The sequence below is a fragment of the Rhizobium sp. G21 genome (genome assembly GCF_014158035.1).
In the GTDB taxonomy this organism is placed as follows: Bacteria; Pseudomonadota; Alphaproteobacteria; order Rhizobiales; family Rhizobiaceae; genus Rhizobium_E.
The window spans coordinates 87,690-111,806 of sequence record NZ_JACFXW010000004.1 but is presented as its reverse complement, the minus strand read 5'-3'; the positions used below and the strand labels follow the sequence as shown (position 1 = coordinate 111,806).

The window sequence follows — 24,117 nt, the reverse complement described above, 5'->3', positions numbered from 1 at the left end:
ATCTGGGTGCAGGAGGGATTTACGGAGCCAACGTATCCGGCATGCATCGTGAACAAGCCGAATTGTATCGAGACTGTAGGTGTAATTTTGGCCGATACAATCCAGTGGCCGCAACGCCGAGGCTACAGTGAGATACAAAGAAGGGTATCCGTGGAAACATGCCAGATACATGGACCGACAAATAAGGTCTGATCGAAATCAGAACGTGAAGGCTGAATCCATGAGAAGCGCACTCTTCTGTTCCATCGCACTGTCGCTTGCGGCGACCGGCGGACGCGGCGACATTCTCGGCCGCAGCTGGCAGCGGCCCTGAAAATGCCTCTCCCATATACGGTGTCACCATACCCGAAGGCTATCGGGACTGGAGATTTATCGCGCCGGCACAAGAGGAGCCGCCGCTCGATGAATTGCGAGCGGTGTTGGGGGAACGATATTGCGATCAACGCCTATAAAAGCGGTACGCTCCCTTTCCCCGATGGCTCGATCTTGGTGAAGCTCGCTTACAAACGAAAACAATCGACCGAGTTTACCCCTGCGACGGTTCCCGGCGCGCCGACCACTGTTCAAGTCATGGTGAAGGATACTAAAAAATATCCTGACAGCCATGGATGGGGTTTCGGGCGCTTCGATACGCGCCGTAACGGTTCCAAAAGCTTATTTGGGGAACCGCGATCATACGCGAACATAAGCCCAGGTGACCTCCAGTTCCGTTTTGGCTCTTCCATCGCGTCTCGTCGCGACTGTCACGGAACTTGAGCGCATCGCATATTGCGCTTATATAGCAGCCGTGAATTTCAAAACAGGATCATCGACAATGGATTTCAACCCGATCGCAACGCCACTTTGCCTTGCCATACGGGAAAACCTTGTCCATGCCTTACATCACTCTTTCCAACCTATCCTGGTCCACGCCTGACGGGCGCCCACTTTTCTCCAATCTGAATACCATCTTCGGTCCTGAACGCGCTGGACTTGTTGGCCGCAACGGCATCGGCAAGACGACGCTTCTGAAGCTGATATCAGGCGAATTGTCGCCGTCTCAGGGATCTGTCACTGCGCCGTCATGCATCCATGTCCTGCGGCAAAGTGTGCAGGTGGCCGAGGAGGAAACGGTTGCCGACCTCTTCGGCGCGCGGCATGCGCTGGTTCTGCTCGCGCGGGCCCAGGCAGGGAGTGCAACGCTGGAGGAACTAGCGGACATCGACTGGATGCTTGAGGCGAATATCGAGGCGGCCCTGGCGCGTTTCGGCTTGTCCATGCCCTTGACCGCGCCGCTTGCAAGGCTCTCAGGTGGACAGCGGACGCGCGCTGCACTTGCTGCCCAAGTTTATCACGCGCCCGATTTCCTGATCCTTGACGAGCTCACCAATAATCTCGACCGGGATGGCCGGGCGGCGGTGATCGAGCTTGTCGCGAGCTGGCGACAGGGCGCGATCATCGTCAGCCATGACCGAGAATTGCTCGAAATCGTCGATGCCGTGGTCGAACTGACCTCGCTTGGCATCAGCCGCTACGGCGGCAACTGGAGCCATTACCGCGAGCGCAAGGCGCTGGAGCTTACTGCCGCGCGTCATGATCTGGCCGACGCCCAGAAGCGGCTCGGCGAGGTGGAGCGCAAGGCGCAGGAAACGGCAGAGCGGCAGGCCCGTCGCAGTGGCGAAGGCAAAAAGAAAGCGGCGGAGGGAGGAATGCCAAGGATATCGGCTGGGGCCGCGCCATGCGTGCCGAGCAGACAGGCGGCGATAATGCCGCCGCTGCACGTCGAATGACGGGGGAGGCCAAGGCAGATGTGGCTGACGCGCGGCGGCGAATCGAGGTTCTTGATCCCTTCACGGTTTCGCTGCCATCCACGGGTCTTGTGGCGTCAAGGACGGTGCTGCGGCTGGACAAGGTGACTGCGGGTTATGCAAGCGATGCACCAGTCCTCTCTGATCTTTCGCTGACAATGACTGGTCCCGAGCGGCTTGCCATCATAGGCTCGAACGGCACGGGCAAAACGACGCTGCTGTCCGTCATCACTGGAGGCCTGGCACCGTTTTCAGGGTCCGTCAGGGTCGAGGTGCCATGCGCCTTTCTCGACCAGAAGGTCAGCCTGCTTCAGCCGCAGCTGTCGATCCGGGACAATTTCATGCGGCTCAATCCCGAAGCCAGCGAAAATGCCTGCCGGGCGGCTCTCGCCCGTTTCATGTTTCGTGGCGATGCCAGCCTCAGGCAAGTGGGACAATTGTCGGGTGGGCAGATGCTGCGCGCCGGCCTGGCCTGTGTCCTCGGTGGAGAAAGGCCGCCGCAACTGCTTATTCTCGACGAGCCGACCAATCACCTCGATCTTGACTCCATCGCCGCTGTGGAGGCGGGGCTGGTTGCCTATGATGGTGCGCTTCTGGTGGTCAGCCATGACGAGGCTTTCCTCGAGGCCATCGGCATTACTCGGCGTTTTCTGCTTGGCGCGCCGCTCGGAGCGTAAAAAAGCCGCGCCTTTTTGGGCGCGGCTCAGACCGCTGACAAACCCGCCGATTTTTCACGGCGGGTTTTTGCGTTTTACGGTCCGCTCGTTCAGGTGGTGTTTCTTCGAGCGTTGTGGCGTGAGCGCAAGGTGGTCGAGACCCTCATCCCCAGGCTGGGGCCGGGGCTTTGGTCATTGCAGTGGCGATCTTCTTGATATTCTGGGCGCTCGCGGCCAACAGGCATTGCCATTGAACCTTGATGAGGCCCCGGAAGCGCGCGTAGCGATGGCCATGCAACTGCTTAGCATCGGCGAAGGAGCGCTCGACCGTCTCCTTTCGTCGTTTGTAGATCGCCTTGCCCTTGGCCGTCTTGCGGTTGGCGTCGGTGCGATCACGGGCTTCCTGCCAGACATGTCGGGTGATGGTCCGCTCCGCCTTGGCGTTGGTGGTGCAGGTGGCGAGAAGCGGGCAGTTCTTGCAGATCTTGGGGTCGGAGCGGTAATGCTTGTAGCCGTGCCGGTCGGTGGTGGCGTAGGCGAGGAGTTGACCCTGCGGGCAGCGATAGCCGTCGTTTCCTGGCTCGTAGACGAACCTGGACTTGCGCATCATCCCCTCCTTTGGCGGGGTGGGGTTGCGATAGCCTGTCACGCCCATGACGCCGCGATCCTCCAGCCCCTTGGCGATGCCGGATGTCGCATAGCCCGCGTCCAGCCCGACCGCCCCGACATTGAAGTCGAAGCGCGCCCGCTGCCGGTCCAACCGGTCCAGATAGACGATCGAGTCATGGACATTGGCCGGCGTCACATGCGTGTCGGTGATGATGGCGAAGCGACCGTCGACGATGCGATGATCGAGGTAGAAGAAGCCCTTGGGCTTGCCGTCGCGCACCACATAGCCGCTGTCGGGATCGCTGCGCGACACCTTGGTTTCCTTCACCTCCGGCTCGCGTTCCTTCTCCTTGAGCGGCTTCTGGCCATGCGCCGCCTGCTCGGCCTCGATCGACCGGTCGAGATCGTCCCAATAATCGGCGCGCGACTTCTGCAGCATCTGGAGGTCGTATTTGCCCTTATTGGCGTTGGCCTTCAGATGGGTCGAGTCCGTATAGAGAACGGTCCCATCAACCAGGCCATGCCGGATCGCCTGCTCCACGATCGCATCCAAGATGTTCTGGGCCACCGAGGCGTCCTTGAAGCGACGGCGGCGTTTCTAGGAGAGCGTGGAGGCGTCGAAGACCGGATCGGTCAGCTTCAGGCGCAGAAACCAGCGATAGGCGACATTCACCTCGATCTCGCGCACCAACTGCCGCTCTGAACGCACGCCGAACAGATAGCCGATGAACAGCGCCTTGAACATCCGCGTCGGATCGAGCGCCGGACGGCCGTTGTCGGCGAAGTACAGCCCGGCGACGCGATCATGGATGAATGAAAAGTCGATCACCGCGTCGATCTTGCGAAGCAGATGATCCTTCGGGACAAGCCCGTCGAGCGTTACAATCTCGAGAGCCGTTTGTTCGGGAGCGGGTTTCTTCAACATGTCCCAGTGAATCACAAACCCCTGGATGTGGCCAGGGGTTTGTCAGCAGTCTGAACCCGCCTCGCGGCCTCTTTTTGTTTTTCCTCGACTCGGCACACCACGTGGTGGTTGCCATCCAGCGATGGCTTGAAGCGGTAACCAAGCGTCGCGAGGTAGCCAAAAAGTTTTTGGACTGACAGTACCGCAATCTTGCCGCGGACGAGTTCACTTACCCGGGACTGTGGGATATTAAGCGCCGCTCCGATGTCGGCGTTTTTCCACCCTCGTTCTTTGAAGATCGCAACCAGCGTGTTGACGAGGTCGGATCGCAACGTCAAATCCGCAGCCTCAATCGGATCGTCTGTGATCGAGTCGAAAATGTTGTCGTATTCGAGCTGTGTCATATCGAATTCCAAACTTTAAAATTACAGAATTCTGTAAATAGGTCAAAATGACGGACCCGTCAAGTTCGCAATAACGGGATCTTATTTGCGCCGGGCGGGTCGGACCTATCGCGTCTCGGTGAGCGGTAGACGTGTCGCTTGCGCGCGTACGTATGGTGGTTGCAAAATGCGGGCAGTCATGCCCAGCGGCCTGTTATCACTGCGCATGTCGGACTACCGCTATCGCAGCAGCCCATCGACGTCGAACTCGTCCCAGCCAAGCAGCTTGCTGGCCGCGGCATCAATCTCGCTCCCGACCGTCTCTGGCTTCTTCGCCGCCTTCTTGAGCGAACGGGTGAGTTTCGCCCGGTAGGCCGCCTGCCTTCTGTTCTCAGCTCTCGCGGCGATATCCTCTTCACGCCATTCATCGACGACGGCCCGGTCAAGCAGATCCTCCACCACGCGGGGATCGAACACATGGAAGGTGATCTGCCTTGCGCGGCCGCTCAGTCGCACGGTACGCGTTCCGGCGCTCGGAAGACGGCCGTCCTTCAGCCACCGATGCCGTTCGGTCGTGGAGATGGCGAGGATGTCCTGAATTTCGCGTGGAATGACCGGCAGGCTTTCGATCCCTCCGAGCGCCGCGGTGACGGCTGCTGACGTCGAGGCGAACTCTCGCTCGCCTTCTGTCGCCATCCCCAAAACGAGAGCCATGCCGTTCACGTCGAGAGATTTCCGAACGGCCAGGGGCAGACGGGCCCGGACTTCCAGAAGAATACCTTTGGCGCGGACGGAGGAGCCGAACGTGGCGGCCGGCGACAGTGTCCAGGTCTCCACGAGCGCGGGCGCGATGATGATCTTCTGTTTCGGCATCCAGCGTAGATGGGTTGGGCGTTGCTCGGGATCAACAAGAAAATGCGGTCGTTCCGACAGGCGTCGCATGCTGGCGCAACAAAAAGGCCGGGGCGAATTCGCACCGACCTTCTCATGTCGCTCCTCACACCAGTGCCAGTACATCCGTGGTCAAAGGCAGAAAGCGACTTCGGCGATCGCGAACATCCCTTCGGACACTCACCGGCGACGCCTGTGCAACATAGATAGCCACCGATTGTGTTCGTATCAAGTTCGCGGCGGTACACGCGCGGATTTCAACAGAGAGCATATCAATACGCCCATCTTGAGATCGCCGCCCGCGTAACTATCTCGAGTCGAAACCCTCGACCTGGAGCATCGAGATGGAAGAAGACATCCTACACCTCTTCGCAGACGCCGACATTGAGATCCTGCCGCCGGAGACCGTTTCGGCTGATCCGGCGACGCCCCCTTGCGCGTGTTGCGGACGGTCCGCATCGACCGAGGAAGACTGTTACGGGATCTGCGAAGAATGTCTGTCGCCGTGATTGGCTCGCCGCGAGCTTCACGCTGCCGCCGCCTCGGCGCGATCAGGCAGACAAGCGGCCTCTCAAGGCATTGCGGGCAAATCACACTTCTTCATCTGAGGTGAGCTAATCATCATGCAGCTCAATCCAAGCGGGGGCGTGATCGCTGGTGTGCTCCCATGCACGGGCGAACTTGTCCACCCCACAGGACTGTAGTCGTTCCCGCAGTGACGGGCTGAGCAGGAAATGGTCGATGCGAAGGCCGGCGTTTCGAGCGAAGGCTTTGCGGAAATACTTCCAGAACGTGTAGATCCACTCTTCCGGATGCAGCAGCCGAATGGCGTCCGTCCAGCCCATAGCGATGAGTTCGGCATAGGCGGCCCGCACTTCCGGCCGGAACAGGGCATCATCCCGCCAGCGCTCCGGGGCGTAGACGTCGAGGTCGGTCGGCATGACGTTGAAGTCGCCGACAAGGGCGACCGGCACCTCGAGTTCGAGCAGCTCGGTGGCATAGGACTTCAGGCGTTCGAACCAGCGGAGCTTGTAGTCAAATTTCGGACCGGGGGCCAGATTGCCGTTCGGAAGATAAAGGCAGCCAATCACCATTCCGTCGATCGCTGCTTCGATATAGCGGCTATGGCTGTCGTCGGGGTCGCCTGGAAGGCCGCGGCGTGTCTCGCGCGGCTCCTGATCCCGGACAAGGATCGCCACACCATTCCAGGATTTCTGACCGTGCCAGATGGCGCCATAGCCGGCACGCTCGATCTCGCGGCGGGGAAACTTCTCGTCCGGCGCCTTTAACTCCTGCAGACAGACGACATCAGGCTTCGCCTCGGCAAGCCAGCGGAGCAGGACCTCAAGCCGGCCGTTGATGCCGTTGACGTTATAGGTGGCGAGCTTCACTAAGCGTTTCCGTCAGTGCTTGCGGTCGCCCTTGTCGCCCTGACCTGGCTTGGCATCATGCTTCGCGTCATGGCGAGCATCGGCAGACAGCGATCGCGAGACGTCGACGCTCTCCTTGAACTTGCCTTCCTTGTCACGCCGGACATAACGCTTGTCGGTTCCAGTATCGATCAGTTCACGTTTGCTCATGGCAGGACTCCTCTTTGGTTGCTGCATGAGGAAACGCGCGCGGCCCCGAAAAGATGCACCGGAATCAAGCGTCTAGCGCAGACTCGCAAAACGAGCGGCGCTATCGGCCTAAGTCCTTGAAAAATGATTCGTTTCGACTCGGAACAATTGCCTGCTGATTCGCTTGAATCGCCTAGGTTGCGTCAGGAGTTTTGCGTCATGGTTGCCCCAAGAGCGAATTGGAAAGGCTTCATCAAATTCGGAGAGGTCGCTTGCCCGGTTGCCCTCTACACCGCGGCATCATCCTCGGAGCGGATCGCCTTCAACACGCTGAACCGCAAGACGGGCAACCGGGTGAAGCGCGAGTTCGTCGACATCGAGACCGGCGATCCGGTCGAACGTGACGATCAGGTGAAGGGCTACGAGATCGAAAACGGGCAATACATCGTGCTCGAGCCAGAGGAAGTGGCAGCGGCCGTGCCCGAAAGTGACAAGACGCTCAAGATCGATGCCTTCATCCCCTGCAACGAGATCGATGACGTCTATTTCGACAAGCCGTACTATCTGGCGCCGGACAAGATGGGCACCGACGCCTTTGTGCTTTTGCGCGACGGCATGAAAAAGCCAAGGTCGCCGCGATCGCCTGCACCGTCCTCTTCCGCCGTGTGCGTACAGTTCTCATCCGGCCACACGGCAAAGGGCTGATCGCGACCACGCTGAACTTCGATTACGAGGTGCGCTCGTCCGAAGAAGCGTTCGAGGAACTGCCCGATCTGAAGATCCAAGGCGAGATGCTTGAGCTCGCCGAGCACATCATCGGCACCAAGAAGGGCAGCTTCGACGCCAGCACGTTCGACGATCGCTACGAAGCTGCCGTCGCCGAACTGGTGAAGGCCAAGATCGAGGGCAGGGCGCTTCCGAAGAAGAAGGCTCCGCCCGCCTCGAAACCCAGCGATCTTCTCCAGGCTCTCAGGAGAGCGCCGGCATTGGTGGGAAGAAGGCCGAACCGAAGCGGACGGCGGCCAACGCCAACAAGGGCACGTCGCGTCAGAAGGCGGCCAAGCCCGCCGCTGCCAAAACCAAGTCTGCGGCGTCGCAAACCCGCCGCGCCGGTTGATCGGAGGAGACCATGGCAGTTCGTCCCTATTGGAAAGGCTATCTCAAACTGTCGCTGGTCACCTGCCCGGTGCAGATGATGCCGGCGACCTCCGAGAGCGAGAAGGTTCGCTTTCACACCCTCAACCGCGAAACCCAGAACCGTGTGGTCAGCCACTATGTCGACAGCGTCACCGGCAAAGAGGTCAAGGACGAGGACGAGGTCAAGGGCTACCAGCGTGGCGAGAACGACTACGTCATGCTGGAAGACGAAGAGCTGGAGAATGTCGCGCTCGATAGCACGAAGACGATCGACATCTCGACCTTCACGCCGCGCGACAGCGTGGAATGGATCTGGCTCGACACCCCTATTACCTGTCGCCAAACGATCCCGTCGGGCAGGAGGCCTTCTCCGTCATCCGCGATGCGATGGAAGCGCAGGACATGGTCGGCATCTCTCGGCTGGTAATCTCCCGCCGGGAACGCGCCGTCATGCTGGAGCCACGTGGCAAGGGTATCGTCCTCTGGACATTACGTTATGGGGATGAAGTCCGTGACGAGGATACCTATTTTGCCGGGATCGATGACGGCGAGACGGCGGACAGCGAGATGATGCCCCTGGTACAGCAACTGATCAAGCAGCAGACGCAGCACTGGAACCCGAAGATGGTGATAGATCCGGTGCAGGATCGGTTGCTCGACCTCATTGCCGCCAAGAAGAAGGCACTGAAAAAGCCGTCGAAGGCCAAGGCGAAAGCCCCGGCCTCGGCACCCGCCCCGAACAACGTCATCAATATCATGGATGCGTTGAAGAAGTCGGTCGCGGCCGAGACCCGGGCCGGCAAATGAAGAGACCGGCGAAGCCCCTTCTACAGGACGACAGTCTTTCCGCCAAATCGCAGCCGCGCCGGAAGCGCGACCCGGCGCAGCCGAATCTTCCCTTCGATCCAATGCCAGACCGGGTCGAGCCATGCCTTGCCTTGCTGAAGTCAGCTCCACCGACCGGTCCTGATTGGGCCTATGAGGTCAAATGGGACGGATACCGTCTGGCGATCCACATCGAGCCAAAGGGCGTCCGCATCATCACGCGCGGCGGCCATGACTGGACGCATCGGTTTCCGGCGATCGCAGCAGCTGCCAAAGAGCTTGGGGTTGGAACCGCGATTCTGGATGGCGAAGCTGTGGTGCTGAACAGCGAGGGACGATCCGACTTTGGAGCCTTGCAGCGCTCGCTCGGCGGACGCGGCGGCGAGCGTGCCTCCACGGAATCCATTCTTTACGCCTTCGATCTACTCTATTTCGACGGGCACGATCTGACGAAGACCGAACTGTCGGTCCGCCGCCATCTCCTCACCGACCTGCTCGACGGCGCCGTTGGCGCGATACAGCTTTCCGAGGAGGTGCAGGGTGACGGGGCCGAGCTCCTGGAGAACGCCCGCTCGCTTGGACTGGAAGGCATTATCGCCAAGCACCGGGACCGTCCCTATCGATCCGGCCGGACTGGCGACTGGCTGAAGATTAAATGCATTCAGAGCGAGAGTTTCATGATCGTCGGCTACGAACAGTCCGCCACCGCCCGAGGCGGGATCGGCAGCCTGCTGCTTGCCGCCCGGCGTGGCCACGACTGGATCTATGTCGGCGAAGTCGGCACAGGCTTCAAGGAAAAGGATGCAGCCTACCTGAAGAAGACGCTCGACACGCTGAAGACGAGGACGCCGGTCGTGCCGCTCAAGGGCAAGAATTACGTCTTCGCGCAGCCGACCCTGATCGCCGAGATCGAATTCCGCGGCTGGACCGACGACGGCAATCTGCGACACGCATCCTACAAAGGGCTGCGTGAGATCCAGGACAATGCTGCAGTCTACGAGCTCGATTGAGCTGATCCTGGCGGCCCTTACCGCCTTCAATTTTTTCTGCTGACTCTCTTGAAACGAAAATTCTCAAAAACCAAATCGGTTGTCGCCAGCTGCTGAAGACAGGGCTGGACTTGCTGGGAGCGCCGCTTTCGGCGCTTCCGTACCCATGTTGCTTCAAGGAGGATATGGCTATGGCAACATCTTACGACTACGCACCCCTGTTCCGCTCGACCGTCGGCTTCGACCGGGTTTTCAATCTTCTGGAAAACGCCCAGCGCGCCCGTTCGATTAGCGACTGGCCGCCTTATGACATCGTCAAGACTGGTGACGACAGCTACCGCATTTCGATTGCGGTGGCCGGCTTTGCTCAGGAAGATCTCGACGTGACCTTCCAGTCCAACCTTCTGACCGTCAGCGGCAAGAAGCAGGAGGCCGCCAATGACGGCTACCTGCATCGCGGCATCGCCGGCCGGCCATTCGAGCACCGCTTCGAGCTCGCCGACCATGTCCAGGTAAACGGCGCCGATCTGCAGAATGGTCTTCTGTCGATCGATCTCGTGCGCGAGATCCCCGAGGCTTTGAAACCGCGCAAGATCGACATCCAGACCAACGCTCTCTCGCAAAAGGTCGCCCTGGCGCAGATCGAAGCGCAGAAAGCCGCCTGATTTCCAGGCCTGTTCAATAGATCAGGGCGCCACGGCGGTGGCGCCCGTCAACATTCCGGGTTGGGAAGGAGAGAGCGATGAAACCCGATATGTTCAGAGAACCTGTGACCATCCTTGTCGGCCTCGGTTTTCCGACGAAGGTCCACACCGTCATGGACGCCTACCGGCACCTTGCCGATTGGCCCGCCTCGTCTGGGGACACGGCGCATTCCATCGCCCTGAAGGCATGTCAGGCGGCCCTTCGCGGAGAGATCGAAGCCGAGACCGCGCGCGGCCTGTTCGCTGCCTTTGCTGCGAAACACGATCTGCTTGCGCCGGAAACAGACGTGATCGTCGCTTCCCGTTGTAGGCACGACAAAGATCCGCACGTTCGCTAAAGAGGCCGACATGCACGAGATGTTGCAGCAGGCCGCAAGTTGTGCCGCTGCGACTGGTCCGACGATCCTGCTTCGGGGCATGGAGATTGAGCGGCCGGTCGACGTGGTGAAAGCGACCGCTCTGTCCGCGGACGACAAACGGACCATCCTGGGGGCATCGGCTTCGGACTTCTATGCGATCGACTCGAAGCCGGCGTTCCGCCATATGCCTGGAACACCGGAGCCGGTTTCCATTGATGAAGTTCAGGCTGCCCTTGAAGAACTCGATCGATGTTATTGAGAGTGAGTGAGCGTGCCGGCCGAGCGGGCCGATTCATTCCGATATCGGTCGTTTGCGATCGAGATCGGAATGGTCGAGATTGAAATGTTCCAGGACAAGGGCGAGGTTACGGCGGTTGGATTTGAAGTAGACGTCGAACAGGTCCCCGACCAATGGGACACTGCCGGCCGCCGCATCGAAACCGATATTGATGAGCATCTTAAGAAGCTTGTCATTCGGCACGCCAAGGCGTCGCGCCTCGTTGACGATGTAGAGACTGATGGCAGCGCCGGCCAAGTCACCGACACCTGGGATCAGTCCCATCACCGAGTCAGCGCCGAACGAAAATCGTGTTCCGGGAATGCGCAGCGCCGTGTCCATGAGGCGCGCCAACCCCCGTATGCGGCGAAGGCGGACGATCCGATCAATGTCCCCGAAATCCGTGTAGTGGGTATGTGCTCGCTCGTATGTCATGCCGCCGCTTTCATCATCTTACCTAAACGCTTAATCGCCTGCTCCAGAGACCTTTGCCCGTCGCAGTAGTCCTGCCAGGCGCTGGTTTTTGCCAGAAGCGCGGGCACGGTGCGGATGGTGAAGCGTTTCGGTTCGAGATCGGTCTTCACCTGGCTCCAGGTGAGGGGCATCGATACCGTCGCTCCCGGCCGGGCGCGTGGAGATAGGGGCGCGACCGCCGTCGCCATGCGATCGTTGCGCAGGTAGTCGAGGAATATCCGGCCATTGCGCTGGTTCTTGGCCATCTTGATCAGATAGAGGTCGGGGTTCTCGCGGGCCATCTGTTGGCAGACATCGTGGGCGAACCCTTTCGCCTCCGGCCAGGTTAGCTTTTTGCCTTTCGCTACCGCGAGCGGCGTGACGACGTGTAGGCCCTTGCCGCCTGTGGTCTTGCAGAAACTGACGAGGCCGAGTTCTTCGAGCCGGTCACGCATCTCGCGGGCGGCTTCGACCACGGTGGAGAAGGGAACGTCCGGACCCGGATCAAGGTCGAAGACGAGACGACCGGGAACCTCCGGTTGGCCCGGTTCGCAACTCCAGGGATGCAGCTCAACGCCGCCGATCTGGGCGATGGCGGCGAGGCCCTCGACCCTGTCGATCTGCAGATAGGGTTTCTTGTCGCCGAACACTTTGACCAGTTCGAGCAGGTTCGACGTTCCAGGCATAGCATGGCGTTGGAAGAACTGCTCCCCGCCAATGCCGTCCGGCGTTCGGATGATCGAGCATGGCCGACCCTTGATATGGTCAATCAGCCATGGGCCGACAGCTTCATGATAGCGGGCGAGATCCTCCTTGGTGACCGGCTCTCCGTCATTGGCATCCGGCCACAGGGGTTTGTCCGGACTGGAAATCATCACGCCCATCACCTCGGCCTTCGCATTCTTGCCGCGCGACGGTCTGGGGGCTTTGTCACGGCCGGCGTCGGGGTCTCTGTCTTCGCCGGCGATGCCGGCTTTTCGGCCTCGACTTCGGCTGCAGGCTTGTCTTCGCGCAAGCCCTTGAAGGCCGCCTGACGGACGAGGCCATCCGCTGTCCAGCCTGCGAACTCAATCTCCGCGACCAGTTCCGGCTTCACCCAGACGACATTGGGGTCCTTTTTCGGCGCCCCAATACCGGTAAACGGGGACTTAGCCGTTTCCAGCGCGCGCAGCTTGGGAAGCAGCACACTGACCTTGCCAGCGCCGTAACCCGTGCCGACACGGCCGACATAGACGAAATGGCTGCCGCGGTTGACGCCGACCAGCAACGAGCGGAACTTGCCGTTGGTCGTGGCATAGGCACCGATGACGACCTCATGGCCGGCGCGGCATTTGGACTTCGCCCAGGTCTCGGTGCGGCCCGATTGATAGGGCGCTTGGGCCTGCTTTGAGACGATGCCTTCCAGCGAGAGCTTGCAAGCAGACTTCAGGACGGCATCTCCCCCAGTCTCGAAATGCTCGACGAAGCGCAGGCCCGGATCCTCGCCGGCATCCTCGAGCAATTTCTGCAGCCGTTTCTTGCGCTCGGTTAGCGGCAGTTGTCGCAGATCCTCGGCACCCTCGAACAGCAGGTCGAAGGCAAAGTAGACCAGGGCGTCGGTCTTTCCTTCCGACAGCGCCGCCTGTAGTGCTGCGAAGTCCGGCACCCCGTTTTCGTCGAGGGCGCAGATCTCGCCGTCGATCATGGCATCCGGCAGGTTCGCGACTGATGTTGCGATCGCCGGATACTTTGCTGTCCAGTCCAGGCCCTTGCGGGTCTTCAGCGTCACCTCGCCGTTTTCGATGCGCGCCTGGATGCGGTAGCCGTCGAACTTGATCTCGTGAATCCACCCGGGGGCCGACGGCGGCCGCTCCAGCGTCTCGCACAGTTGGGGCGCGATGAAGTCGGGGATTGCGGACTTCGCTGGCTTGGCAGCTTTGACCGTGGCGGATTTCCTTTTAGTTTCGGCTTTGCGTTCATCCGCAGCAAGCCCGTGGTTGCTGTCCCAGACCGCATCCGCTTGAACGTCGCCGCTCTGCACCATGAACGGCTTCGGCTTCCTGCCTTTGCCGGCGGCAATCGCTTCCATGGTTCGGCCGGAGGCGACCGAGGTTGCGTTCTCCTCGAGGACCGCAGCACCGTTTTCCTCGACCGAGAAATCGTCATGATGCTTGATCAGCAACCAATTGGTCCGGTTGCCGCCTTCACGATCGTTGCGCATCCGCACGAGGACAAAGCTGCCATGCAGCCGCTCGCCTTCCAGGGTGAACTTGAAGTCGCCCTTGGCCAGCGCCTGCTCGGGCGTCTTGTTGCCTTCCGGCTCCCAGTAGCCGCGATCCCAGAGCATCACAGTTCCGCCGCCATACTGTCCCTTGGGTATCGTCCCTTCGAAGTCGCCATAGTCGAGCGGATGATCCTCAACCTCGACGGCAAGGCGCTTGTCGTGTGGATCGAGCGAAGGCCCCTTCGTCACCGCCCAGGACTTGAAGACACCATCGAGTTCGAGCCGCAAATCATAATGCAGCCGAGTGGCGTCGTGCTTCTGGATGACGAAGCGCCTTCGGTTCGATACCTTCAGCTTCGCTGCGCCGCTCGGCTCCTGCGTCTTTTGAAAATCGCGCTTCTGCTTGTAGGTCGAGAGCTTGTCGCTGGCCATGGCAGTCCCCAATACAACTCCACTCCCCGCCTCGGATGAAGACGGGATGAGGCGCGGGCTGGACACGTGATACGATCAAATCCGTGTTTAACTGGCCCGATGAGAGACACTGGAAACTTCATTTCCTTCGTCATCCCTGTCACGTCCTGTTAGCACACGCTACCTCAACAAACAAAAGACACCAGATAATCGTTTTGTTCCATGGAGTTGGACAGCTGGCAGGAGCGCCATAACCTCGGAATGACCGACCTGGCCGTCGGGAATTGATATGCGCTTTGGGCATCTGCACTGCAGCAAAGTCTATGTAATAGGCGACGAGAACCCGTAAGATGTGGCTATCGAAGCGATGCACCTCCTCCCGCGTGGGTCCGATATGCAGACCTCCTCTCCTCCTCCCAAAGGCGATTGCGGGAACAGCAGCACTCCTCCTCCCAGTTGCTGTTCGGTTGTTTTCGACAGCCTGCCGCACCTCATCCGCGGCAGGCTTTTTCGTTTTATGCTTGGAATATGTCTGCATGGTCGAAGGTTGTAAAGGCATGCTTGTTATAATCCGTCCACCCACAACCTTCAGATACAAAGACAACCTTTGGACCAACTCCTTGCTATACGCACATTTGTGCGCGTCTCAGAGGCCGGCTCTTTTGCGAAGGCCGCAGACTCGCTTAACCTGCCGCGGTCCACTGTCAGCAAGCTGGTGCAGGACCTGGAAACGCATCTCGGCGCCAAGCTTGTCGAGCGCACGACAAGATCTGTCACCATTACCGCGGAAGGTGCTGCGTATCGAGAGCGAGCCCTTCGTCTTCTCGTCGATCTGGAGGACATGGATGGGCATATTGCCGGAACCCGCGCTTCGCCGAAGGGGCGGTTGCGTGTGGATATCGGTTCTGTCATGGCCAACAAAATCCTCATCCCGCGGCTCCCAGAGTTCCAGGAACTCTACCCGGAGATCGACCTGATGTTCGGCGTCAACGATCGCTCTGCCGATCTTATCGGCGAAGGCATAGACTGCGTCATCCGCGGAGGTCCGCTGGCGGACTCGATGCTGAAAGCCCGCAAGCTCTGCGAATTCGATTTCGTCGCGAGTGCTGCGCCGACCTATCTGGCCGGAAGGCGGCTGCCGAGACATCCGGACGACCTCGCGGAGCATCGCATTACAAGCTATTTCTCGGCATCATCGGGAAAGCGCTTCGCCCTGGTCTTCCAGAAGGGCGACGAGCGGCATGAATATATGCCGGTCACCCCGGGCATTTCGGTCAATGAAAGTATGGCGCACCTGAACTGCATCCTCGCCGGTCTCGGCATCGGCCAGACCTTCGGCTTTCTCGTGAGGCCATATCTGGAAGACGGCTCTCTCGTGGAACTGCTTCCGGAGTGGAAGCCCGCACACCGTCTTCTCCACCTCGTTTACCCCGCGGAACGCTTCCCGAACGCGAGGCTGCGCGCTTTCGCAGACTGGGCGGCCGAGATCTTCAAGCCATTCGACATGCATCGATAATTAGACGCCATTATCCATCCGGCTGAATAGTCTCTCCAGAAAGACCGTCTTCCGGCGGCAAGTCCCGGCGCCTATCTTCTGATCATCGGACGGCGACGACTGGCTAAGCGCCACGCCTCTTCCCGAACAAACCAGCCGTTCAACAGGCCGCACGCGCTCGGGCTGCGCCCTTTCGCGCGGCCAGACATAGGAGATCGAGATGACCAACCGACTTCAGGACAAGATTGCCCTCGTCACGGGCGCCACCAGCGGCATCGGCCTTGCAACCGCCAAGCTCTTTGCAACAGAAGGCGCGCGCCTCTACATCACCGGACGGCGCAAGGACGCCCTGGGTCAAGCGATCGCCGAAATCGGCCATGGGGCCGTGGGCATCAAGGCGGATTCCAGCAGCAACACCGACCTTGACCGCCTCTTTGGTCAGATCAAGGCCGAGCAGGGTCGGCTGGATGCTCTGGTGGTCAATGCCGGCGGTGGCAGCATGCTCCCGCTGGGCCAGATTACGGAAGAGCAGATTGACGACACCTTTGGCCGAAACGTCAAGTCGGTCATCTTTACAGTCCAGAAAGCCCTGCCCTTGATGGGCAAGGGCGCATCCATCGTGCTCACCGGCTCGACTGCCGGAACGGAAGGCACTGCTGCATTCTCCGTCTACTCCGCATCCAAAGCCGCGGTTCGCAACCTCGCCCGTTCTTGGGCGCTCGATCTGAAAGGAACCGGCATCCGCGTCAACGTCGTTTCACCCGGTGCAACCCATACGCCGGGTCTCGTGGAACTGGCCGGCGACGACAAGGCGCAGCAACAAGCATTGCTCGACTTCCTCGCGAGCCGCATACCACTTGGCCGCGTTGGCAATCCCGAAGAGATCGCCAAGGCCAGCCTGTTCCTCGCGTCCGACGATGCAAGCTTCGTCAATGGCGCCGAGTTGTTCGCAGATGGAGGCCAAGCGCAGGTCTGATTTGAAAGGAGGGAGCGGTAAGCCGCCCCCTCTCATTTCCGTCGTCAGCTTTCCACACGACGCAAGTTATTGCTCAATGTGCTGGCGAGGCACATTGCAGATCTTCGTAAACAGGAGCATATGCCAGCGGCCTTCTGGCGTTTCCTCTTAATGGCCGGCTTCGGGGCCACATAACGCACATTAGCCCATAGCATCTTCGAACCAATCGCTTGCAAATGCCGCTGCATACTATTCGGCAGATTGGCTAACTCAACCGCCCCATCTGCGTATCCAGCAGCGGCCGCTGCAACGCTTTCGCCCCCGCCCAGGGCGCAGTCAGCCAAACCTCGACTTCCTCATCTGTCGTGAGCATCACCGGCATCGCCTTCTCATGCACCGGGCGGACAACGCCATTGGGCTCGGTCGTCAGGAAGCCGTAGAGGTCGGCCTTGATTAGCCCCTCCTTGACCTTCCTCACGCTCTCCCACTGCGGCACCCAAATGCCTGCAAACCAGAAGACGGGGCAGTCCTCGTTGAGGGCAAACCAGGCGTTCGGCGTGCGTCCGCCTTCTGGCTTGTTGGCGGGGTCCGGCTCGGCGAAGCTGGTGACGGGGACCAGGCACCTGTGTTCGATGCCAAGCCAGCGGGTCCAGTGCTTGCTCGCCGTGTTTCGCACATTCGTCGTGCCGCCGTCCGGCTCCATCTTCAGTAGAGCGTCGAAGTCGACATCCTTGCCCTTCGCCCGAAGCTTGTCGGCGCGTTTGGCTGCCGCCTGGTAGAGCGCCTGGGAAGAACTCGGCAGTCCCCAGCGGACATTCGCGAACTGTCGCTTGCCGTCAGCCGTATTCCGCAGGACCGGCGCCGTCTGGTCCGGATAGACTTCATAGGAAGGCATGAGGTTCACCAGGTTCTCGGCGTCCTGCAACCAACGGTTCGGCCAGTCCTTCGGATTGAAGCGATAGAGATTGCACATCAGAGCGTTCCATCCTCCCAGTCGTACACGCGCACCAGTCTTACACCGACGAGACGCCGAAGGCGAATGCCCTTGAAGTCTCCGCCTTGCGCCGTCAGCCAGTCGGCGGACAGGAACGCCTTGCGACCACAGGATTCGCAGCGGAAGAAGCCGGCGATCTCATCAAGCTGGACATCGCCGCAGATGGTGATGAGGTCGGCAGGCCGATAACAATGAGTGATCGAGCAGGCATGACACTTGATCTTGACCAGCATGCCGTCTGTGTTGGCGTCTGAGAGGCCATATCGGGGTGCGCCGATGCGAATGCGCCGCATCAGTCCCTCGCCATCGCGCCGATGATGAAGCGGTTGCCGCCCTTGCTCTGGCATCGGGTGCAGCGGAGCAACGGCTGAAGACGGATCAGTTGCACCGCGCCATAGCGGCGTTCCAGATCGTATCGATCAAGCCAGCCCTCATGAGCGCAGCGGCAACAGAGACCGCCCAGTCGCTGCCACTGACGCAAGGACTGGAAGTCTGCCTGAGGCGCGCCCTCGCCGTTCTCAATGCGACCGTCATCAGAACTTTCGGGGATGAGCACAATGGAGCGCGCGTGCCGCATGACGCTCCTCACACACGCTCATAGCGAGGCCTCCATCCACGGCCCATGCCGTGGCTGATGAGGCAGGAGGCGGTGTAGAGCTGATCGCGCAGGAAGTCGGCGTCGAGCAGCAGTTCCTCAATCGCCTTGCGGTAGTCGCCCTGGTAGAAGTCGATGACGCTAGATCGAGCAAATCGCGTGATCGACGTAGCTTGTGGCGGAAGGAGAGAAAGTATAGGGCGTCCTGGTTTTAGCCAACTCCGAAGCCAGTTTTGACTGCAAATCCAACTGATATCTGCTTTAAATGCCATCTAGGCACGACGCCGCTTGTTTTGCACGCGTTGGCGATAAGTCGTACGTCTCTGCTACCTCATGAATTCAGAGAGTTAGATAATTCTGGGACGAGAACGAAGGTTCACGTCCTTATCAAGGCGAGAAGAACGGTTAAAAGCCTTACCGATTTCCGGACATTTGATTTCCACACATAGTTTCCTGACCTTGGCCGCCTTGGATAGGGTGCGTGTGGACCGAATATTTTAGTGTAGGGAAAACGGTCGTTTACCGGGAACCTCCTGATAGCACTTTCAGCGAGGACAGAGAGTTGCAGTGCGCTAGGCAACTGCGCACAAATAGCGGAACAGAATACTCGGCCAATTGGCAGGAGGAAGCCTTTCATCCTCACGGTTGTCGCAACAACATCAACAGACCTCGTCATCAATGTAGCCATCGATAATAGATTTCAATATATTTCCGTCATAAACCATGTAACGTCGATCTCGAGCAGATGTGATCATCCCTGCAAATCCGAAGTAAGCGTCATGCTCCGGAGTCTTTCCGATAAAGAATACCGGTGATCCGCTCATTCCGTCGGGGTCGATCGTCTGCTGGTCAGCCCGATCATCTTGGATCATTGGAATACGATTTTCAGTGTCGAGGAGAGCAGGCCGGTCCACTTTAAGGTATAGTTTCACCCACCTCGATAATGGTGACCAGCTCTTTATTATGCCGTCCTCATCGTACGTTATGTCCGCCTCCCTTGCGAATGTGGGATACCCTATGGCGAACACCGCTAAAACCTCGTCATGAGGCACGGAATGAAGATTTACTCCAAGGTCCATGCTCAGAAACATGCCGCGGACATCACGTCCATTTCGGATGTCCTCGTATTCGACAATAAGCAAATCTTGGAGATTAGCGTGGTCGGCATTCGGCATGAGCACCCTGCTGATACTATTGGGCGAGATCCCTTTTTGCCCCCTTCAATAATAACAGTGAAATCCTCGTGCTTAACGTTCCCGTCGACTTGATGAGCCGTGCAAATCCCGAGATTTTTCCCTCGGTATCGGAACAGAAAGGCGGTACCTAGCACGCTGAGATCGAAGTCCGAATTCTCGTGGTGAAAGTATGCCGGTGTGCAAAAGCGGCGTATCGCGGTGGGAACATCCCTAATCGACTGCAGGAAACCATTGATCGGCACAGAAAGCTTTGCCCTGGCCTTGAAAGACGTGAAAACCATTGCCTGAACCTATATTCGGAAACTGCGGCCGCGCGGCCGAGACAGTCTCGCACATAGCTGTAAGGTTTCCAGTCATTTCGATCATAATGGAACATACGCAACAGCTTTGCTATCCTGTTATTAACACTAAGAAAGCGAACCGATGGAAGAAGAAATCTCTCATTACATGCTTCGTGCAGCGAAGTTCGAGTTTTTCCTGGTCAATACGGATATCAATCTCGCTCACGTGAGTGGACCGAAACAAGCCATTTCGGGCGTAAACTGGACACGGCTCGCCCAGCTTGTCGAGCACCATTACCCGTTCGCACAATTCGATTTCGATCATCCTCCCATCCGGATGTGTTCAAGGAAACAGCACCCCAGTTTCTCGTAAAGTCTGACCATGGCAGGATAAAATGGGACAGTGACGACGTGGTCATCGACTCATGGGAGAGGCTATTTACGAGAAGCTTTGCGCAGTTACGAAACAATATCGCGCACGGCAACAAGGCCTTGATGCCCGCCGCTTTCACTTATGAAAGAACCGCCCAGTTCATATCTGCGGGCCACGCGCTTATGGATTTCGTAGGGCAGGCCATATTCAATCGCGGCGATTGGGACGGCCCGATTGCGTTCAGCTGATCCGATAAGGATATGGGAGCGGGAGAGATATCGTTGAAAGAGCAGATCCAAAGCAACTATGAAAACCGGCTTCGGAGTTATGCCGCGCTTATTCACGGAAATGAGCCCCGGGCCTCGTTGCTAAGCTTGCTATCTATTCATCGCTCCTGGTGCAGGAGCACAAACGTGGTGAAAGATTTCTGCGGATTGAACCGCTTCTTTATCCACTATCTCAGGCGGTAGAAGTCGATCTTCATTTAGCAACGGCGAAACTGCTTGAACCCAATGGTAATAGGAGCGAGCGGAGCATATTTGCTTTTCTCGACTTTTGCGAAAAAAACTGCCCAAATATCACATGGAAGTCGGGTTCTATGCCCGCTGATGTCATTCAAAAGCAGCGCGCCGACCTCGAAGCTCACCGAGTCACCATTCAAACTATTCTGGCGCGACGCGACAAGTTTTTCGCTCATCTAGATAAGCAGTACTTCAATGATCCGACTGCGATCAATCGAGACTACCCGCTAGATGGTCAAGCCGTTATTGCGCTAGTGAATTGCATCATAGCTATCATTTCGGATCATCAGATCGCGCTTGAAGACAAGGCCAATTTTCACATCGCAGAATTCTACGAAATAGCGGTCGACAATATGCTCCGTAATCTGGAGGAAGGCCGGACAAGGAATTTTCCTGGTCAGCTTGAACAGCAGGTCCCGACTGCCCAATGCCCCGAACTGTGATCTAGTGATTTGGAACCACGGATTCTATCCATGATAAAGGACATTATCATGGATATTCAGCGAGATGAGCGATTGGGAGATCTGCGGGTCGCGGGTTCAAACCCCATCAAGGCGAAGACGCCGGCCAGACAATTCTCTTGATGCGACCTACAAAGGACAATGACCGCTTTGCGCCTCCATGTCGGACGTCGACCCACTTCAACGAAGTACTCAAAAGCGGCCATCCATGCGTTCGTTGCATTGGGCACGCATTTGAATTGGCCGATAGTTTGGTCGCATCGCACGAGGCTAACAGGATGACAACCGAAACTTCGATTTTCGCCAGCAGCTCAGTTATCCATGCGACTGGTCTGACTTGCAACAACGGGCTCGAACGAGGACGTTGGCACACTCTCCTCCGTTGGAACCGATGGATTGCCCTCTGTGCGATCGCGATGAAGCGCTGCTCTGGCAAGCAGGATCAGTGTAATAGGTGTGGTCACGGTGATGAAAGTGCCGATGAGGATTTTCGTGCAGGACGGCGCGGGAGCCGACGACAGAGAAGTAGACGATCGACGCCAGCATGATCGCGCCAACGCCCCAACTTGTTCCGAGCGTGGGCGCATGGATTCGTTCGTAAAATGTCGGCAGCCGCAAGAGGCCGATTGCGCCGAGCAGCGTCAGGCCGGAGCCGATAAGGAGCAGCGCGGAGACGATGATGGCAACCCAGATCGGCAGATCGGCGACAGGCGTGATCATTCGATGACTTCCCCCGCATTAGAAATTTGGCCAGCGCGACCGTTGACACGAAGCCGAGAAGGCCAATTACCAAGGCCGCTTCGAAATAGACCGTGCGCCCGCTGCCGATCCCGAAGGTGACGAGCAACAGCATGGCTATGACATAGGACGCATCGAGCGCGATGATCCGGTCTTGGGCGCGCGGACCAATGACGATGCGCAGCGCCGCGATCATCAGAGCAATGGCCAACAGCACTTTGGCGATCGAGATGGCGGTGAAGAGAATGGTGGCGTTCATTCTATGATCTCCAGCAGCAGGTTTTCGTAGCGGTCCTTGGTGTTCTTCACCCAGGCGTCCTCATCGGTCAGGTCCAGCACATGGATCAGCACGGTCCTGCGACGGCTGTCATAGGCGAGCCAGGCAGAGCCCGGCGTGCTCGTCAAGATCACCGCCAAGAGGGCGAGCGCCGTCGGATGCTCGATCTGAAGCGGGAGAGAGATGAAGCCGGCAGTCCGCGTCCGGCGCTTGCCGCGCAGGATGAGAAGCGCAACCGCGATGTTGGAGCGGATGATGTCCGTGAACACCCGCCAGAAGAGCTTGGGCAGCAGATGCCATTTCTTGATCCTCGGCTTCTCCGGCCGGAGCGACGCCATGGCCCAGCCGGCAAAGATGCCGACCACAGCGCCGAGGATCAGATGGCCAAGCGTAAGGTCGTTGAGCAGCAACCACATCAGAAGGAGCGACAGGCTCAGGAGAGGATAGGGCATCATGGCGCGTCGCCTCCCTCGCTTTCGAAAGCCGGGATCGGCGCCTTTACCGCCGACGCGTCACGCACCGCATCGACATAGGCGGACGGCGTGGACAGCGACCGGATGGTGTTGTCCAAATAGGTCATCGCAGGGCCTGCCTGGATGGTCAGGACGAGCGTCAGCGAGAGCAGCAGCATCACCGGAAACAGTTCCACCACGAGCACGCGGGGCACGGCGCCCTCGATCGAGCCCCAGAACGTCCGGATGCCCACGCGGGTCATTGAGATCAGGGCCGCAAGCCCGGACAGGATGACCAGCACGATCAGCGCCCAGACGGCGGGGTCCGGCGTCGCGCCCATGGACCCGACGCCCATCATCGCGGACAGCATGGCGAATTTGGAGATGAAGCCCGAGAGCGGCGGGAGGCCGGCCAGCAGGATGCCACACGCGGCAAAGCAGATGCCCAGGATCGCCTTCGCGCCTGGCATTGTGGCCCCGTCGCCATTCTCGACATCGGCCTCTTCTCCGTCGCCATAAGCCTCCATGGTGACGGCGAGAACATTGGCGCCGGCGTCCTGTCCTCGTTCGACCAGTTCGATCAGCATGAAGAAGGCGCTGATCGTCAGGGTCGAGCTGACGAGATAGAGCAGCGCCCCGGAGGAGACGACGCCGTCATTGATGCCGAGCACCATCAGAAGCGTGCCGGAGGAGACGAGCACCGAATAACCGGCAAGCCGGCCGAGCGCCTGGGACGCCAGGACGCCGATCGTGCCGAAGACCAGCGTCGCCATGCCGCCGAACAGCAGCACTTCGCCGCCGAAGCCCGCCGACGGCCCCTCCCTGAACAGCAGCATGGTCAGACGCAGAATGACGTAGATGCCGACCTTGCTGAGGATTGCGAACATGCCTGCGACCGGCGCGGAGGCGGCGCTATAGGCGGTCGGAAGCCAGAAGCAGAGCGGCCACATGCCGACCTTGATGAGGAAGGCGACGCCCAGAACCGCCGCGCCGGCTTCCATCAGGATCAGCCGGTCGGGCTCCATCTCCGGCATGCGCATAGCCAGGTCGGCCATGTTCAACGTTCCTGCCGTGCCGTAGACAAGGCTCACCCCGATGAGGAAGAACAGCGCCGCGACGAGATTGACGGCGATGTAATGCAGGCCCGCCTTGACGCGCAGCGTTCCGTTCCGTGCAGCAACAATCCGTAGGACGCCGCCAACATGACTTCGAAAAAGACGAAAAGGTTGAACAGGTCGCCTGTCAGGAGTGCGCCGTTGACCCTGCCAGCAGAAGCTGGAACAGGCTGTGAAAATGCGCGCCGATGGCGTGCCATTTCGCAAGAGAGAAGATCAGCGCCGCAAGCGCTAGGATGGATGTCAGCAACAGCATCATCGCCGACAGGCCATCGATGACCAGGACGATGCCGAATGGAGAGGCCCAATTACCCAGCAGGTAGACGTTGTCGAAGCTGTTCGGTCCGCTTTCCACCATGAACAGGATAGCGGCGTTCGCCAGCAACAGGACGATTGCGGCGAGGCTGACCAGCGCCTTCGTGGTCCTGTTGCGCTCGTCGATGAACAGCAGAAGCGCCGCCGTGATCATCGGCAACAGGATCGGCGTGATGATCAGATGTTGGCTCCAGGCAGTCAC

20 protein-coding genes and 9 pseudogenes are annotated in these 24,117 nt (G+C 59.1%); 12 read left to right on the top strand and 17 right to left on the bottom strand.

The genetic code is table 11. From position 1 onward, the window contains the following. Positions 1 to 220 precede the first annotated feature (220 nt). Both H2O14_RS26165 and H2O14_RS26160 read left to right on the top strand, forming a co-directional pair. Positions 221 to 627, top strand: a pseudogene (locus tag H2O14_RS26165) (cytochrome P460 family protein); the annotation flags it as partial. Positions 628 to 872: 245 nt separating this feature from the next. Further along, a pseudogene (locus tag H2O14_RS26160) lies at positions 873 to 2,464 on the top strand (ABC-F family ATP-binding cassette domain-containing protein). A gap of 142 nt (positions 2,465 to 2,606) precedes the next feature. On the opposite strand, the pseudogene H2O14_RS26155 reads toward H2O14_RS26160, so the two are convergent. The 5 genes and pseudogenes from H2O14_RS26155 to H2O14_RS26135 form a co-directional block, all read right to left on the bottom strand. Further along, positions 2,607 to 3,977 (bottom strand): annotated as a pseudogene (locus H2O14_RS26155) (IS1182 family transposase). Positions 3,978 to 3,988: 11 nt separating this feature from the next. After that, a complete protein-coding gene (locus H2O14_RS26150) occupies positions 3,989 to 4,360 on the bottom strand; it encodes a helix-turn-helix domain-containing protein (RefSeq protein WP_182830227.1) in 372 nt (123 codons plus the stop codon). A 219-nt stretch (positions 4,361 to 4,579) separates the two neighbouring features. Beyond that, the gene (locus H2O14_RS26145; protein ID WP_182830296.1) at positions 4,580 to 5,212 is read right to left on the bottom strand and encodes a hypothetical protein; all 633 of its coding nucleotides are present in this window, start codon (positions 5,210 to 5,212) and stop codon (positions 4,580 to 4,582) included. A 632-nt stretch (positions 5,213 to 5,844) separates the two neighbouring features. Next, a complete protein-coding gene (gene xth, locus H2O14_RS26140; RefSeq protein WP_182830226.1) occupies positions 5,845 to 6,621 on the bottom strand; it encodes an exodeoxyribonuclease III in 777 nt (258 codons plus the stop codon). Between the two features lie 12 nt (positions 6,622 to 6,633). Then, complete coding sequence (locus tag H2O14_RS26135; RefSeq protein ID WP_010974312.1) at positions 6,634 to 6,810, bottom strand: hypothetical protein; 177 nt, start codon at positions 6,808 to 6,810, stop codon at positions 6,634 to 6,636. A 198-nt stretch (positions 6,811 to 7,008) separates the two neighbouring features. Here H2O14_RS26135 and H2O14_RS26130 point away from each other — a divergent pair. The 6 genes and pseudogenes from H2O14_RS26130 to H2O14_RS26105 all read left to right on the top strand — a co-directional run bounded on the left by H2O14_RS26130 (position 7,009) and on the right by H2O14_RS26105 (position 11,062). Continuing rightward, a pseudogene (locus tag H2O14_RS26130) lies at positions 7,009 to 7,906 on the top strand (Ku protein). A gap of 12 nt (positions 7,907 to 7,918) precedes the next feature. Then, a pseudogene (locus H2O14_RS26125) lies at positions 7,919 to 8,733 on the top strand (Ku protein). Beyond that, positions 8,730 to 9,761 (top strand): non-homologous end-joining DNA ligase, encoded by a 1,032-nt coding sequence (gene ligD / locus H2O14_RS26120; protein WP_182830225.1) that lies wholly within the window; start codon positions 8,730 to 8,732, stop codon positions 9,759 to 9,761. The pseudogene H2O14_RS26125 and the gene ligD (H2O14_RS26120) overlap by 4 nt, the downstream one beginning before the upstream one ends. A gap of 170 nt (positions 9,762 to 9,931) precedes the next feature. After that, positions 9,932 to 10,405 carry an Hsp20 family protein gene (locus H2O14_RS26115; protein WP_182830224.1) on the top strand — a complete coding sequence of 158 codons (474 nt, stop codon included), beginning with the start codon at positions 9,932 to 9,934 and terminating at the stop codon, positions 10,403 to 10,405. Between the two features lie 77 nt (positions 10,406 to 10,482). After that, positions 10,483 to 10,782, top strand: a complete 300-nt coding sequence (locus tag H2O14_RS26110) for a DUF982 domain-containing protein (protein WP_182830223.1) — start codon at positions 10,483 to 10,485, stop codon at positions 10,780 to 10,782. Between the two features lie 10 nt (positions 10,783 to 10,792). Further along, positions 10,793 to 11,062: a hypothetical protein gene (locus H2O14_RS26105; RefSeq protein WP_182830222.1), complete on the top strand. Its 270-nt coding sequence runs from the start codon at positions 10,793 to 10,795 to the stop codon at positions 11,060 to 11,062. A gap of 33 nt (positions 11,063 to 11,095) precedes the next feature. Here H2O14_RS26105 and H2O14_RS26100 read toward each other — a convergent pair whose 3' ends face one another. Beyond that, positions 11,096 to 11,515 carry a DUF4112 domain-containing protein gene (locus tag H2O14_RS26100; protein ID WP_182830221.1) on the bottom strand — a complete coding sequence of 140 codons (420 nt, stop codon included), beginning with the start codon at positions 11,513 to 11,515 and terminating at the stop codon, positions 11,096 to 11,098. Next, a pseudogene (gene ligD, locus H2O14_RS26095) lies at positions 11,512 to 14,168 on the bottom strand (DNA ligase D). Before ligD (H2O14_RS26095) ends, H2O14_RS26100 begins: the two are co-directional and overlap by 4 nt. A gap of 586 nt (positions 14,169 to 14,754) precedes the next feature. Between ligD (H2O14_RS26095) and H2O14_RS26090 the strand changes: the two are divergent. Together H2O14_RS26090 and H2O14_RS26085 are read left to right on the top strand one after the other, a co-directional pair. Continuing rightward, positions 14,755 to 15,663, top strand: coding sequence for a LysR family transcriptional regulator (locus tag H2O14_RS26090; protein WP_182830220.1), 909 nt, complete (start codon positions 14,755 to 14,757; stop codon positions 15,661 to 15,663). A 199-nt stretch (positions 15,664 to 15,862) separates the two neighbouring features. Beyond that, complete coding sequence (locus H2O14_RS26085) at positions 15,863 to 16,618, top strand: SDR family NAD(P)-dependent oxidoreductase (RefSeq protein ID WP_182830219.1); 756 nt, start codon at positions 15,863 to 15,865, stop codon at positions 16,616 to 16,618. 244 nt (positions 16,619 to 16,862) lie between these two features. Here the strand turns inward: H2O14_RS26085 and H2O14_RS26080 are convergent, their stop codons facing one another. From H2O14_RS26080 to H2O14_RS26060, 5 genes are all read right to left on the bottom strand, one after another. Further along, on the bottom strand, positions 16,863 to 17,570 hold the full coding sequence (locus H2O14_RS26080; RefSeq protein WP_182830218.1) for an SOS response-associated peptidase family protein: 708 nt from the start codon (positions 17,568 to 17,570) through the stop codon (positions 16,863 to 16,865). Beyond that, complete coding sequence (locus H2O14_RS26075) at positions 17,570 to 17,884, bottom strand: hypothetical protein (RefSeq protein WP_182830217.1); 315 nt, start codon at positions 17,882 to 17,884, stop codon at positions 17,570 to 17,572. Before H2O14_RS26075 ends, H2O14_RS26080 begins: the two co-directional genes overlap by 1 nt. Next, complete coding sequence (locus H2O14_RS26070; RefSeq protein ID WP_182830216.1) at positions 17,884 to 18,168, bottom strand: hypothetical protein; 285 nt, start codon at positions 18,166 to 18,168, stop codon at positions 17,884 to 17,886. Before H2O14_RS26070 ends, H2O14_RS26075 begins: the two co-directional genes overlap by 1 nt. Positions 18,169 to 18,176: 8 nt before the next feature. Further along, a complete protein-coding gene (locus H2O14_RS26065) occupies positions 18,177 to 18,458 on the bottom strand; it encodes a hypothetical protein (RefSeq protein WP_182830303.1) in 282 nt (93 codons plus the stop codon). Positions 18,459 to 18,845: 387 nt separating this feature from the next. Continuing rightward, the gene (locus H2O14_RS26060) at positions 18,846 to 19,361 is read right to left on the bottom strand and encodes a hypothetical protein (protein ID WP_182830215.1); all 516 of its coding nucleotides are present in this window, start codon (positions 19,359 to 19,361) and stop codon (positions 18,846 to 18,848) included. Positions 19,362 to 19,805: 444 nt separating this feature from the next. Here H2O14_RS26060 and H2O14_RS26055 point away from each other — a divergent pair, with 444 nt between their 5' ends. Then, positions 19,806 to 20,036 (top strand): hypothetical protein, encoded by a 231-nt coding sequence (locus tag H2O14_RS26055; RefSeq protein WP_182830214.1) that lies wholly within the window; start codon positions 19,806 to 19,808, stop codon positions 20,034 to 20,036. Positions 20,037 to 20,122: 86 nt separating this feature from the next. On the opposite strand, the gene H2O14_RS26050 is transcribed toward H2O14_RS26055, so the two are convergent. Next, positions 20,123 to 20,380: a hypothetical protein gene (locus H2O14_RS26050; RefSeq protein ID WP_182830302.1), complete on the bottom strand. Its 258-nt coding sequence runs from the start codon at positions 20,378 to 20,380 to the stop codon at positions 20,123 to 20,125. A gap of 35 nt (positions 20,381 to 20,415) precedes the next feature. Between H2O14_RS26050 and H2O14_RS26045 the strand changes: the two genes are divergently transcribed. Continuing rightward, positions 20,416 to 21,000, top strand: a complete 585-nt coding sequence (locus tag H2O14_RS26045; RefSeq protein WP_312858748.1) for a hypothetical protein — start codon at positions 20,416 to 20,418, stop codon at positions 20,998 to 21,000. Positions 21,001 to 21,329: 329 nt separating this feature from the next. Here the strand turns inward: H2O14_RS26045 and mnhG are convergent. The 4 genes and pseudogenes from mnhG to H2O14_RS26025 form a co-directional block, all read right to left on the bottom strand. Next, positions 21,330 to 21,735, bottom strand: a pseudogene (gene mnhG, locus H2O14_RS26040) (monovalent cation/H(+) antiporter subunit G). Between the two features lie 10 nt (positions 21,736 to 21,745). Next, a pseudogene (locus H2O14_RS26035) lies at positions 21,746 to 22,015 on the bottom strand (K+/H+ antiporter subunit F); the annotation flags it as partial. Next, positions 22,012 to 22,488: a Na+/H+ antiporter subunit E gene (locus H2O14_RS26030; RefSeq protein WP_182830213.1), complete on the bottom strand. Its 477-nt coding sequence runs from the start codon at positions 22,486 to 22,488 to the stop codon at positions 22,012 to 22,014. The pseudogene H2O14_RS26035 and the gene H2O14_RS26030, both read right to left, overlap by 4 nt. Continuing rightward, positions 22,485 to 24,117 (bottom strand): annotated as a pseudogene (locus tag H2O14_RS26025) (monovalent cation/H+ antiporter subunit D). The gene H2O14_RS26030 and the pseudogene H2O14_RS26025 overlap by 4 nt, the downstream one beginning before the upstream one ends.